We start from the raw sequence: 12,655 nt of genomic DNA on the forward strand, positions 1-12,655 counted from the left end.
CTAAACTTTAACGAAGGTAGTGCTCTGTGGCTCAGATGTATTTCTATTACTCAGCAATGAATGCGGGTAAATCGACAACTCTTCTTCAATCTTCATTTAACTATCAAGAACGTGGCATGACGCCTGTGATTTTCACAGCAGCGTTAGATGACCGTTACGGTGTGGGTAAAGTGAGCTCTCGTATTGGCTTGCAATCAGACGCGCAATTGTTCCGTCCAGATAGCAACCTTTACCAAGAGATTGCAGCACTGCATGAGGTTGAAAAACGTCACTGTATTCTGATTGATGAGTGTCAGTTCTTATCTAAAGAGCAGGTTTACCAACTCACAGAGGTGGTGGACAAGCTGCATATTCCGGTTCTTTGTTATGGCCTTCGCACCGATTTTCAAGGCGAACTTTTTGAAGGCAGTAAGTACCTGCTATCTTGGGCAGACAAGCTGGTTGAGCTAAAAACGATTTGTCACTGCGGTCGCAAAGCAAACATGGTTATTCGTACTGATGAGCATGGCGTTGCAATCAGAGAAGGTGATCAGGTTGCAATCGGTGGTAACGATCGTTACGTATCGGTTTGTCGTCAACACTACAAAGAAGCACTTGGTAAGTAAGCCAATCTAGATAAGAGAAAGCCACCGAATTCGGTGGCTTTTTTATTGTCTGGTTGTTAGTCACTGAGCGAGGGGTTACGCGAGACCAAACTCGAACTTTTCTCGTAGGGCTTGATAAGAAGATTCAACGTGTGCAGGAATCTCTTGCTTCGTTTGAAAGCCTTTCTCTGGATAAGTCTTTACGCGAGAAAAATCTTCCATCAATGCTTCCAGTACCATCATCAGAGGCATCTCTTCGTTAATGTATTCAAAGAAAGGATGCGCAGTAGAGGTCACTTGCAGACGTGAATAAGGTGATTGCCACTGTTTTTCGAAGGTCGCGATGGCGCGTCGTTCCATAAATGGTTTTTGAACCAAGATGAGAGACTCGCAGCTAACCCCTTTTTCTATCAACAATTGTTCCGTGAATCGAACGTTCTCACCGCTGTTGCTTGATTGTGTTTCGATTAAGATTGCTTCGTTTGGTACACCAGCAAGTTTTGCTATTTCTGCAAAGGTTTCGGCTTCGCTTTTGTCAAACAAGCCATCCGTAAAACGGCCTTCACCGCCAGAAAATACAATCATAGGCGCAAGCTTTTGGTGGTAAAGCTTTGCGGCGTATTCGGCAACACGTAAATCATTGCTACACATAACAAATAAGCAGTCAGCAGGTGTGAGTTCCTGCTTGAGTTGCATGTAATCCCACAAGGTTTCAATGTGTTGATAAAGCTTCATAGTGCATCCAGCGTTGAGTTGAATTGGAACTGGTAGCCAAGCGCAATAAGCTTGTCTGCAAGGATTCGTTTATCGGCAGTTTCAGTGACTGGCGGAAGGGCAATATCTAAATCACTTCTCGTAATGGCCGCTTGGTAAAACTCGGCTTTGCTTACGGTATTTGGCGTTGTGGCGTTTACCACTTCGTTAGCAATTTGATTGAGCGCGAAAGCTGTCGCGGCTACCGCATCGTTTTGATGCACCATATTTGCTGGGGCTTTACGGCTCACTTGTTTTAATCGCAGTGCAAAGCGAGAAGGATGGCGGTCAGAGCCTATCAAACCACTGCAACGGACGATGGCGTAGTCGATGCAGGAATCAATGACGTATTGCTCGGCTTGTAGCATGATGCGAGCGTTGTCTGAGAAGTGTTCTTTCGTTTGGGCCAATGCCAGTGTGGCGTCTTCTTCTTTCATATCGACGGCTAGGTTTGGGTATACCGTCGTTGAGCTGACCATCAAAATCTTTTCAACGCTACTCGCTTTTGCCGCTTCAGTTAAGCGCTGCCATTGCTGTGCGTACTCTTGTCCATTCCCTTTACGAAAGCCAGGAGGGAAAGCGCCGACAATACGTTCGATATGGTGCTGTTTGATAATATTAATGAGTCGCTGCTCAGAGTTCGATTCATTGAGGTCGAGTAGAGCAGTTTTAACGGAAGGTATTGGAAACTCATCCAATCGAGTTTGACTACGTCGCGTGACGATAACTTGATGCCCTTGGTCAATGAGCGTTTGTGCAAGTGGGGTACCTAGCCAGCCTGCACCTATGATCAATGTATTTGCCATCGGTAATGTTCCTACTGTCAGCCCTGAGTTCATTCAAACAGGGTTTGTAATTCTAATCTGGCTTGTTGGTGTAGGGGATCGGAATGCCATTTCTGATGTTGTATCAAATCAATGTTGACTTGCCATGCCAGTTTTGTTAATTCTTCGCCAAGTTTCACTAAGGTGTTTGGCGCGTAAGACACCAAATGCTCAGGAAGAAAGCACCAGCCAAATCCCTTGTTCGCCAGTTCTAATAATATGTAGTAATCATCAGCGTACCAGATATCTGGGCTGAACGCCTGATTAAGACCACTCACATCTTCATTCTTTGAACGGATCACCAGTTGGCGATGCTGCTTAAGTTCATCGATGTTTCGGATGGGCTGTTTTGCTAAAGAGTGTTCAGATGATACAAACACGTCGAAACCAATATTCCCCAAGTTAGATAAATCAACATTCTTGGGCATTTGTAAATCACTTAGAATAATGCCTGTCGTCGCGCGCTCAGATTTGATGAGCTCGATAATGTCTGGGCTTGATGCCGTGAGACACTCTACCTGAAGGTTAGGGAATTTTTGCTCTAAGTTCTTCAATGCAATAGGGAGGCGAGTTAATGGAATCCCTTCATCAACAGCGAGCACTAACTTGTTTGCTGGCGCAGAGAAAAGTTGAGATGCCTTGTTATTCAGTCGATCCAGTTGACTGAGCGTCGCAAGTGCGTAAGGCATTAGCTCATGACCTTTCTCAGTTAGCTTGGGATAGCGGCCAGAGCGATCAAATAGATCGACACCGCAATCCAGTTCCATGTTCATGATGTGTTGGCTGATCACCGATTGTGCCCGGCCGAGCTTTCTGGCAGCGGCTGAAAAGGAGCCCGCTTCCGACGTGGTCACAAACGCTTGCAGTTGTTCAATAGTAAACATATCGCTTTTACCGATGGTATCTAACTTTTGATTATCTGAATGATAGATAAAATGCCAGTCATTGAGTAGAACTATTTAGGTAAAACATCATGACTCGCAACGAACGTATCTTTCACGCTGTACTATTTGAAATGATTGCTCTCGCGATCATTATCCCTGCTGCTTCTTTGATTACAGGGAAGGGATCCAGTGATTTAGCGGTGGTCGGTATTGGTTTGAGTCTTTACACTGTAGTTTGGAACTACATTTATAACCTGTACTTTGATAAGTGGTTTGGTTCAAACCGAGAGGAACGCAGTCTAGCGATGCGAATTGGTCACACGTTGGGATTTGAAGGTGGATTGATCTTCTTGTCTATTCCTGTGATTGCGTGGTTCTTGGAGAACACTTTGCTGCAAGCATTGGCATTAGAGGCTGGCTTTTTAATTTTCTTCTTATTCTACGCGACGGGCTTTAACTGGGCATATGATAAAATTCAGCCATTTGGAAAAGTGAGAAAACTGATCGCTTAATATAGTGAATCTAGATAAATTTAATTATCAAAAAAGCCACCATTGCGGTGGCTTTTTAAATTCAGATATTGATTTGTCTAAATATCATTATTCAGCAGAAAGCACTCGAAGGATCTTATCCGCGTGTTCTGCAACTTCGATCCCTTCGTCAGTTAGGTAACCGCCATCTGGCTGTGTGCATAGTTGTTTTTCGTACAGACGCGCAACGGCTGCCTGCATTTCTTCAGAAGCTTCTTTGTGGACTTTGATGCCAGTAGCTGCGCTGCTTAAATCGAATTGAAGAAGTAGGTTCAGTTCGGCGATATGGTCAGCTGAATATTTCATAGGTAATTCCTTCGTACTTTTTTAACCAAGCTAGTCTGAAAACTAAGGTTGAGCAATAGAAAAGCCTTAGAAATGTTAAGTGTAGCGCTATAGGCCTGATATAACGCGGAAATTTTATTCTACAGTAAACATTTGAACCAAATATTAATAATGGTTAGGACAATAACTCATTGTTGAATTTTATCGATTACTCTCTCAGCAACAACAAATTTGGTAAACATGAAAAATAGCCCTTGAAAAAGTCTGGAAATGGAGCGATTATCCGCGCCTCGTTAATTGTTTCTAAATGTTACACTTCCATGAACTTCAATCAGTTTGACTCACTATTACCACCTCAGGCTGCTGAACGTGCCGCCGAAGTAGGTGTTGGCAAAGCAACTAAAGCTCCGATGAAATCTTTCCTGCTGGCGATTTCTGCAGGTATCCACATTGGTATTGCTTTTATTTTCTACACAACCGTAACCACTGGTGCTGGTGATCTCCCTTGGGGTATTACACGCCTTATTGGTGGTTTGGCATTCAGCCTTGGCTTGATCTTGGTGGTTGTTACTGGCGGTGAGCTGTTTACCAGCTCGGTTCTTACGCTGGTGGCACGTGCAAGTGGCAAGATTTCATGGAAAGCCTTAATGAAGAACTGGCTGGTTGTATACTTCGGTAACTTGGTTGGTGCGGTCCTACTTGTTGTTTGTATGCTTATTACTAAGCAATACATGTTCGACGGTGGACAAGTGGGCTTGAATGCGATGGCAATTTCGCAACATAAGCTGCATCACGGTTTCTTCCAAGCCGTCGCGCTGGGCATCATGTGTAACGTTTTAGTATGTATCGCAGTTTGGATGACGTTTAGCGGCCGCACCCTGACAGATAAAATCGCAGTAATGATCTTGCCGGTAGCGATGTTCGTTTCTGCAGGTTTTGAGCACTGTATTGCGAACATGTTCCAAGTACCAATGGCGATTGGTATTAAATACTTTGCTCCAGAGTCATTCTGGCAAATGACAGGTGCCAACATTGCAGACTACGCGGATCTGAACATGATCGGTTTCTTGACCAACAACCTGATCCCCGTGACGATTGGTAATATTATCGGTGGTGGTGTCTTCGTTGGCATGTGGTACTGGATGATTTACCTGCGTGATGAAGATAAGCATCTGAAATAATTTTCAAAAAAGGCAAGCTACGTGGCTTGCCTTTCTTTTATCTGAATGTTTTAGCTGTTGCGCTAGACGAGCTCTTCGTTGATACCAAATTCATTTGGGATCCAGTGAGATGTCATTTCTACAGGCTCTTGTGTTAGCCAGTCTACAGGTACTTCTGACACTAAATCATCGAGTTTTTCTCGCGTGATTAACCTATCCATGATGAATTCTCCTTTCGTCGGTTAACTGCACTCTAGAGGCAGTCGATGACGCTTCTATGACCAATCTGTGATCGTTTGATTGATGAGGAGAGGTAAGTCTCAAAGTTGCTCTTATGTTTCTGGTTGCTTATGGGTTTTTGGGGTTTATCCACATTTTCTGTGGATAACCTGTCTCAAAGATCGTGAGTATCTTTTTTGATCGAGAAAAATTCATAAAATGAGACGCTTATGTGATGGCGAAGTGACCAACTTTAAGCTTTATCCTTGTTGATAAACTTCACTCTTATGCGGCCTTCTTTTGTTTGTACACAGCTCAGCGTCATCTCTAAGGTAATCGCCACAGACACACTGAGCATGACAAAAATCGCTAGCATGATGATTAATTGGTACTTGATGGCCACCATCGGGCTAGCGCCACCTAAGATTTGGCCTGTCATCATGCCGGGAAGCGTCACCAAGCCAGTCGTTGCCATGGAGGCGAGAATAGGCGCCAGAGATTTACGAAGCGCTTCTTGAAGGAAAGGGAAGGAGGCGTATTTGGGTGATGCACCTAAAGATATAGCGGCTTCATATTCAGATTTTCTTTGCTCGAAAGCAGTGAATAAGTTCTGCAGGGCAACGATGTTGCTGCTCAAGCTGTTGCCTAGCAGCATGCCTGCTAAAGGGATCATATACTGCGCGTTGTAAAAGGGCTCTGGCTTGACGAGGCCAAAAGCAATCGCCGCAAGCAAAGGGAATAAGCTGCTAGACAATCCTGCGATTAAAGGCCACATGAGAGGTTTTTTGGGTAGATTGGTTTTACTCACAATTGAGCTCGCCCCAACCACAATCATAATCGCTAGCCACAACAAATTTACTGCCAAGCTATTCAGCTTAAAAAGGTATTCCAAATACACACCGACAAGAACCAATTGAACGGTCATACGCACAACGCTAATGACAGTGTCTTTGGCAATGCCAAGTTTGTATCGTTTATTGATGGTGAGTGGAATGAGCAGAATCAAGCTAAAAAGGGCGAGTTCAAACCAATTAATATCCACAACTTGATTCATAAACTTTCTCCGGAAACAAACGTTTTGATTCTAACGAAGAGCGGTTGGTTTATGAATTAGCGAGGTCTGTTTTTTGCAATCTTACGTTTGAAAAAGCACGATGATTTAGTGAAGTTTTCTTAACAAGACGATCACAACTGCTTGTCTTTAGTCGGAAAAAGAGCGATTTAGTAGCACGAAAAAATCCAGAAAATTGTAAACAAAGTTAATCTTGTGTTGTATTCTTAACATGTCTGCAAAAGACTTATTTTTTCACATCCATTAATATTTTTTCACAAAGAATATCAATCAAACACATCTCTGGATGAGCTCAAAAAAGTGTTGGATAACAAGGGGAGGAGCATCAGATTTGATTGAACCTTACTATTAGTATGGTCTAACATTTTCCCATAGAGATTGTAAAAAACTTAAGCTTGGTGACGCGGGCTTTCCAATAACACTAGATACAAAATAGGCAAATGTATGAGTGATGTTAACAAAATTGAGAGTGGTGAAAAACGCTCACTGGAGTGGAAGTCGTTCCTCTTCATTGCAGTTGTTCTCTTCCCAATTCTGAGTGTGGCTTTCGTAGGCGGCTACGGATTTATTGTTTGGGCACTTCAAGTGTTCTTCTTTGGTCCTCCAGGCGCGCACGGCATGTAAGCCGGTGAGCTCATAACCACACTTTAGAAAAGATTTTAAGAGAGCAAATAATGAAATCATTAATCATTAAACTGTGGCGTACGATGACGCGCCCGGCAGTCCATATCAGCCTAGGCGTGCTGACTATGGGCGGTTTCATCGCTGGTGTTATTTTCTGGGGTGGCTTTAACACAGCCCTAGAAGCAACCAACACAGAAGAATTCTGTATTAGTTGTCACACAATGCGTGACAACGTATACGTTGAACTGCAAGACACAGTTCACTGGAAAAACCACTCTGGTGTTCGTGCTACTTGTCCTGACTGTCATGTTCCACACAACTGGACAGATAAGATTGCTCGTAAGATGCAAGCGTCTAAAGAAGTATTTGCACAAGTATTTGGCAACTACGACGAACCGGGTGTTTTCGAAGAGCGTCGTATCGAACTTGCTAAACACGAATGGGATCGTTTCTCTGCAAACAAATCTCTAGAGTGTAAAAACTGTCACAACTACGATTCAATGGACTTCGAGCAAATGTCTCCAACCGCTCGTATCCAAATGAAACAAGCAGCTGAGAAAGATCAAAGCTGTGTAGACTGTCACAAAGGCATCGCACACAAACTACCAGCTGGTATGGACAGCATTGGTGGTATTGTTGGTGACCTAGAAGGTATGACTTCAAACACTGATTACGGTGTAGGTCAGCAACTAGTAAGTGTTCGTCACTTACCAATCTACTTCGATGACAAAGGTGCTAAAGAAGCGGGTCTACTAAACCCAGCATCAACTGTAAAAGTTCTTGAAGACAAAGGCGACTACGTTGAAATTGAAATCGACGGCTGGCGTAAAGCGAAAGGCTTCGGTCGTGTAATTCAAGAAGACTTCGGTAAAAACATCGCAGTAGCATCTCTACTGAAAGAAGCATCAACAGACGCGAACATTGTTACGGCTGGTGAGAAGAAAGTTGATGAGCTAACTGGTCTTCCTTGGGAGAAAGTAGCTGCGAAAGTATGGATCAAGAAAGAATCTATGCTGAACGACATCAACCCTGTATGGGAAAAATCGAAAGAAGCTTACAAAACTAACTGTTCTGTATGTCACACACAACCAGCTGAAGCGCACTTCGATGCGAACACATGGCCAGGTATGTTCGACGGTATGCTAGCGTTCGTTAACCTAGATACAGACAGTGAAGCACTGATCTTGAAGTACCTACAGAAGCACTCTTCAGATTATGCTGAAGGTCACCACTAATAAGCGTCGGATTGGAGTAAAAATAAATGGCTATTACACGAAGAAGTTTTCTTAAAGGTGTAGCAACCACAAGTGCAGCGTCAGTTATCGGTCCAAGCTTATTGGCTTCAGCATCTGCAAACGCAGCTGAGTCTACTGGTACTTGGAAAGTAACAGGTTCACACTGGGGCGCGTTCCGCGCCCACATCTACGCGGGTAAAGTTCAAGAGATCAAACCGCTAGAGCTAGACCAGAACCCAACAGAAATGTTGAACGGCATCAAGGGCATCATCTACAGCCCATCACGTGTTCGTTACCCAATGGTTCGTCTAGATTGGCTGAAGAAGCACAAATACAGCGCTGAGACGCGCGGTAACAACCGTTTCATCCGTGTAACTTGGGATGAAGCTCTAGACCTGTTCTACCGTGAGCTAGAGCGTGTTCAGAAAGAATACGGTCCATGGGCTCTACACGCAGGTCAAACTGGTTGGAACCAAACTGGTGCGTTCAACAACTGTACAGCACACATGCAACGTGCTGTAGGTATGCACGGTAACTTCATCACTAAAGTAGGTGACTACTCGACTGGTGCAGGTCAAACCATCATGCCTTACGTACTTGGTTCAACAGAAGTTTACGCACAAGGTACGTCTTGGTCTGAAATCCTAGAGAACTCAGACAACATCATTCTTTGGGCAAACGACCCAGTGAAAAACCTACAAGTAGGTTGGAACTGTGAAACGCACGAATCTTTCAACTACCTAGCGCAGTTGAAGGAAAAAGTAGCGAAAGGCGAGATCAATGTTCTTTCTGTAGACCCAGTTAAGAACAAGACTCAACGTTACCTAGAGAACGATCACCTATACATTAACCCGCTAACAGACGTAGCATTCATGCTTGCTGTTGCGCACGTACTGTACAACGAAGACCTATACGACAAGAAGTTCATTGAAACTTACTGTCTAGGTTTCGAAGATTTCATCAAGTACGTTCAAGGTGAAACGAAAGATAAAGTTGTTAAAACACCTGAGTGGGCTGCACCTATCTGTGGCGTGAAAGCGGACAAGATTCGTGAATTCGCACGCATGCTAGTGAACGGTCGTACACAGATCCTTATGGGTTGGTGTATCCAACGTCAAGAGCACGGTGAGCAGCCATACTGGGCAGCAGCAGTAGTTGCAGCGATGGTTGGTCAAATCGGTCTACCTGGCGGTGGTATCTCTTATGGTCACCACTACTCAAGTATCGGTGTTCCTTCAACTGGTTTCGCGGGCCCTGGTGGTTTCCCTCGTAACCTAGATACAGGTATGAAGCCAAAGTGGGACAACAATGACTTTAACGGCTATAGCCGTACTATCCCTGTTGCTCGTTGGATCGACTGTCTGCTAGAGCCAGGCAAACAGATCAACTACAACGGTGGTAAAGTTAAGCTTCCAGACTTCAAGATGATGGTGATCTCGGGTTGTAACCCATGGCACCACCACCAAGATCGTAACCGTATGAAGCAAGCGTTCCAGAAACTACAAACAGTAGTAACGATTGAGTTCGCTTGGACGGCAACGTGTCGTTTCTCTGATATCGTGCTTCCAGCATGTACTCAGTGGGAACGTAACGATATCGACGTATACGGTTCTTACTCGAACAAAGGTCTGATTGCTATGCATCGTCTAGTGGACCCATTGTTCCAATCTAAGCCAGACTTCCAAATCATGAGTGAACTGACTCAACGCTTTGGTCGTCGCGACGAGTACACTCGTGGCATGAGCGAGATGGAATGGATCCGCAGCCTGTACAACGATTGTAAGAAAGCGAACGACGGTAAGTTCGAAATGCCAGAATTTGATGAGTTCTGGGAGAAGAGCGTACTAGATTTCGGTCAAGGTAAGCCTTGGGTTCGTCACGCTGACTTCCGTCAAGATCCAGAAATCAACCCACTGGGTACACCTTCTGGCTTCATCGAGATCACTTCTCGTAAGATCGGTCGTTACGGTTACGAACACTGTCAAGAACACCCAATGTGGTTCGAGAAATCAGAACGTTCACACGGTGGCCCTGGCTCTGACAAACACCCGTACTGGCTACAATCTTGCCACCCGGACAAGCGTCTGCACTCTCAGATGTGTGAATCTGAAGATTTCCGTGCAACTTACGCTGTTCAAGGTCGTGAGCCTGTATACATCAACCCAGTTGATGCAAAAGCAAAAGGCATTAAAGACGGTGACTTGGTACGTGTATTTAACGACCGTGGTCAGCTTCTTGCTGGTGCTGTACTTACTGATAGCTACCCACGTGGTGTTATCCGTATCGAAGAAGGTGCGTGGTACGGTCCTCTAAACGAGAAAGTAGGTGCAATTTGTACTTACGGTGACCCTAACACACTAACTCAAGACATCGGTTCTTCTGAGCTAGCACAAGCGACTTCTGCGAACACATGTATCGTAGACTTCGAGAAATTCACTGGTAAAGTTCCACCAGTGACTTCATTCGGTGGTCCGATCGAAGTTGCTTAATCAGAGCACTAAGCTATGAATGAAATACCAGCCCTCGGGCTGGTATTTTTTTGACCAAAATTCAGTGAGCATTCTCTCAATAACCAGTTTGAATAAATTGAGATGCAACGGATTCGTGACGTTGATAACGAATTGGGTCAGAGAAGGGGAGGATAATGCGCTTAATGAAACAATAATAATTAAGTGAGTAGATTCTCTATGGCTCAGACCATTCAATTGGCCAATCACACTGAGATTTCAGTGAGTGATAACGATCTTCAATTTGAAGTCGTAGGCAACCAAATCCATTTTTCTTTTGCCGGGATACACAATAAAACCTTCACCGATCGTGAAGTCTTGTTCCAAATGCCTTTTCTTTATGAGCAAGGTGCAACAGTGCTTGGCGACGGTTTCCAAATGTTGGCGCAGACCAGCGGTACCATTTCTCAACCTATCGATATTGGTCGCTGCCCAGATAACAATAATTCCTACCGTATTTACCCTGAGAGCGAACCTAAGCGTTACTACAACTACTTAGCTGTTGAAGATTCAGCAGGTTACACCTTGTTTGGCTTTACGTCTTGTCATCGCTTTGCAGGCTATTTTGAGGTGCAGACGCACGGTGAACATTGGGTTCTTTCTGCCTCTATTGATGGAGAACATACCCAAGTAGCGGATTGGGAACATAACACACTGGAATCTGTGGCCATATTACGCGGTCAATCTCTGTCTGAGCTTTACCAACAATACAGTGAGATGCTTGCCGAGCATCACCCAGTGCGCAATGGTGTCACTCAGGATGCGCCAATTGGCTGGTGCTCTTGGTATGCCTACTACGCGGATGTGACCGAAGACAACGTTTTAGAAAACGTGGAATGTATGCAAGACAACCTAGCCGAGCTCGAATGGGTGCTGCTAGATGATGGCTACCAAGCATTTATGGGAGATTGGCTAACGCCTTCGGATAAGTTCTCTGGTGGTGTGAAAGAGTTGATTCACAACATTCGCGCGAAAGGCAAAAAGCCAGCCATTTGGATGGCACCATTCATTGCTCAGCCAGAATCAGAAATCTTCAAAAAGCATCCCGATTGGTTTGTGCGTCACGATGATGGCAGCCTACTGAAAGCTGAAGATGTCACTTATGGCGGTTGGCGTTGTACACCGTGGTACATTCTCGATACTTCAAATCCTGAAGTGCAAGATCATCTAACCCACGTCGTGTCCGTCATGCGTCAAGAGTGGGGCGTTGAGTTATTCAAATTAGACGCAAACTACTGGGGCACGTTAAAAGGTAAGCGCAGTCAATCGGGCGTAACCGGTGTAGAAGCCTACCGTATGGGGATGGAAGCGATCGCGAAAGGGGCTGAAGATGCATGGCTATTAGGTTGTAACGCGCCAATGTGGCCTTCTTTGGGCTTAGTCGATGCAATGCGTGTCTCTGACGATGTAGAGCGCCATAGCCATCGCTTTGAACAAATCGCGAAAGAGACCTTTTTCCGCAGTTGGCAGCATCGCAAGTTGTGGCAAATCGATCCAGATTGCGCGACGTTCACTTCATTACCTAACCAAGCAGCTTCGCGTGAAGATTATCAGTTCCACCGTAACGTGTTACTTGCGTGTGGTGGCCTACTGCTTTCCGGTGATCCTCTACCAGAAATCACTCCATTTGCGAGTAAGACGCTAGCGAAACTGATGCTGCGTCAACGCCGTAATCAAGAATCGGCTAAGTTTACCGCGTTAGGTTTAAACCATGCGTTCTTACCACTAACATCTAAAAACGATCTGCACTGTTTGTTCAACTACGCGAACGATGAAGCGACAGAGTTTACGCTTACCGCAGACCAACCAACAGATTGGTATGATTACTGGAACGGGGAGAAGCTCAATCAAGAGCCATGTCAGTTATTGCTGGTCAGTTTGGATAAGGGTCTGAATGCTAAAGCTATCGTGACCGCATAGCCTGATTAGATTGAAAAAGAGCCTCGATTGAGGCTCTTTTTATGTCCATTTACATGTG

The 12,655-nt window shown here is 44.8% G+C and carries 13 protein-coding genes; 7 read left to right on the forward strand and 6 right to left on the reverse strand.

What is annotated here, in order from left to right; translation table 11 throughout:
* The first annotated feature begins 26 nt into the window (after positions 1-26).
* A complete protein-coding gene (locus tag KIO97_RS09340; RefSeq protein ID WP_285382141.1) occupies positions 27-605 on the forward strand; it encodes a thymidine kinase in 579 nt (192 codons plus the stop codon).
* 75 nt (positions 606-680) lie between these two features.
* Here KIO97_RS09340 and KIO97_RS09345 read toward each other — a convergent pair whose 3' ends face one another.
* Genes KIO97_RS09345 through KIO97_RS09355 form a run of 3 tightly spaced genes read right to left on the reverse strand, consistent with a single transcriptional unit; the run spans position 681 to position 3,045 of the window.
* Entirely contained in the window at positions 681-1,319 is a 639-nt protein-coding gene (locus KIO97_RS09345; RefSeq protein WP_285382143.1) for a YdcF family protein, read from the reverse strand.
* Complete coding sequence (locus tag KIO97_RS09350) at positions 1,316-2,143, reverse strand: NAD(P)H-binding protein (RefSeq protein WP_285382145.1); 828 nt, start codon at positions 2,141-2,143, stop codon at positions 1,316-1,318. Before KIO97_RS09350 ends, KIO97_RS09345 begins: the two co-directional genes overlap by 4 nt.
* 29 nt (positions 2,144-2,172) lie before the next feature.
* On the reverse strand, positions 2,173-3,045 hold the full coding sequence (locus KIO97_RS09355; protein ID WP_285382148.1) for a LysR family transcriptional regulator: 873 nt from the start codon (positions 3,043-3,045) through the stop codon (positions 2,173-2,175).
* Between the two features lie 89 nt (positions 3,046-3,134).
* Here KIO97_RS09355 and KIO97_RS09360 point away from each other — a divergent pair, with 89 nt between their 5' ends.
* Positions 3,135-3,557, forward strand: coding sequence for a PACE efflux transporter (locus KIO97_RS09360; protein WP_285382149.1), 423 nt, complete (start codon positions 3,135-3,137; stop codon positions 3,555-3,557).
* 87 nt (positions 3,558-3,644) lie between these two features.
* Here KIO97_RS09360 and KIO97_RS09365 read toward each other — a convergent pair whose 3' ends face one another.
* Complete coding sequence (locus KIO97_RS09365) at positions 3,645-3,881, reverse strand: TIGR02647 family protein (protein WP_005430269.1); 237 nt, start codon at positions 3,879-3,881, stop codon at positions 3,645-3,647.
* A 299-nt stretch (positions 3,882-4,180) separates the two neighbouring features.
* Here KIO97_RS09365 and focA point away from each other — a divergent pair, with 299 nt between their 5' ends.
* Complete coding sequence (gene focA, locus KIO97_RS09370) at positions 4,181-5,041, forward strand: formate transporter FocA (RefSeq protein WP_038889509.1); 861 nt, start codon at positions 4,181-4,183, stop codon at positions 5,039-5,041.
* 62 nt (positions 5,042-5,103) lie between these two features.
* On the opposite strand, the gene KIO97_RS09375 is transcribed toward focA, so the two are convergent.
* Complete coding sequence (locus KIO97_RS09375; protein ID WP_005430270.1) at positions 5,104-5,241, reverse strand: hypothetical protein; 138 nt, start codon at positions 5,239-5,241, stop codon at positions 5,104-5,106.
* Between the two features lie 251 nt (positions 5,242-5,492).
* Positions 5,493-6,293, reverse strand: coding sequence for an ABC transporter permease (locus KIO97_RS09380; RefSeq protein ID WP_285382151.1), 801 nt, complete (start codon positions 6,291-6,293; stop codon positions 5,493-5,495).
* Positions 6,294-6,755: 462 nt separating this feature from the next.
* Here KIO97_RS09380 and torE point away from each other — a divergent pair, with 462 nt between their 5' ends.
* The 4 genes from torE (at position 6,756) to KIO97_RS09400 (ending at position 12,597) form a co-directional block, all read left to right on the forward strand.
* Entirely contained in the window at positions 6,756-6,935 is a 180-nt protein-coding gene (gene torE, locus KIO97_RS09385) for a trimethylamine N-oxide reductase system protein TorE (protein WP_005450728.1), read from the forward strand.
* A gap of 50 nt (positions 6,936-6,985) precedes the next feature.
* Complete coding sequence (gene torC / locus KIO97_RS09390; RefSeq protein WP_005430271.1) at positions 6,986-8,170, forward strand: pentaheme c-type cytochrome TorC; 1,185 nt, start codon at positions 6,986-6,988, stop codon at positions 8,168-8,170.
* 26 nt (positions 8,171-8,196) lie between these two features.
* Positions 8,197-10,659 carry a trimethylamine-N-oxide reductase TorA gene (torA, locus tag KIO97_RS09395; RefSeq protein ID WP_012127641.1) on the forward strand — a complete coding sequence of 821 codons (2,463 nt, stop codon included), beginning with the start codon at positions 8,197-8,199 and terminating at the stop codon, positions 10,657-10,659.
* Between the two features lie 198 nt (positions 10,660-10,857).
* Positions 10,858-12,597 carry a glycoside hydrolase family 36 protein gene (locus KIO97_RS09400; RefSeq protein ID WP_285382154.1) on the forward strand — a complete coding sequence of 580 codons (1,740 nt, stop codon included), beginning with the start codon at positions 10,858-10,860 and terminating at the stop codon, positions 12,595-12,597.
* Positions 12,598-12,655 lie beyond the last annotated feature (58 nt).

Source organism: Vibrio sp. B181a (assembly GCF_030248375.1).
In the GTDB taxonomy this organism is placed as follows: domain Bacteria; phylum Pseudomonadota; class Gammaproteobacteria; order Enterobacterales; family Vibrionaceae; genus Vibrio; species Vibrio campbellii.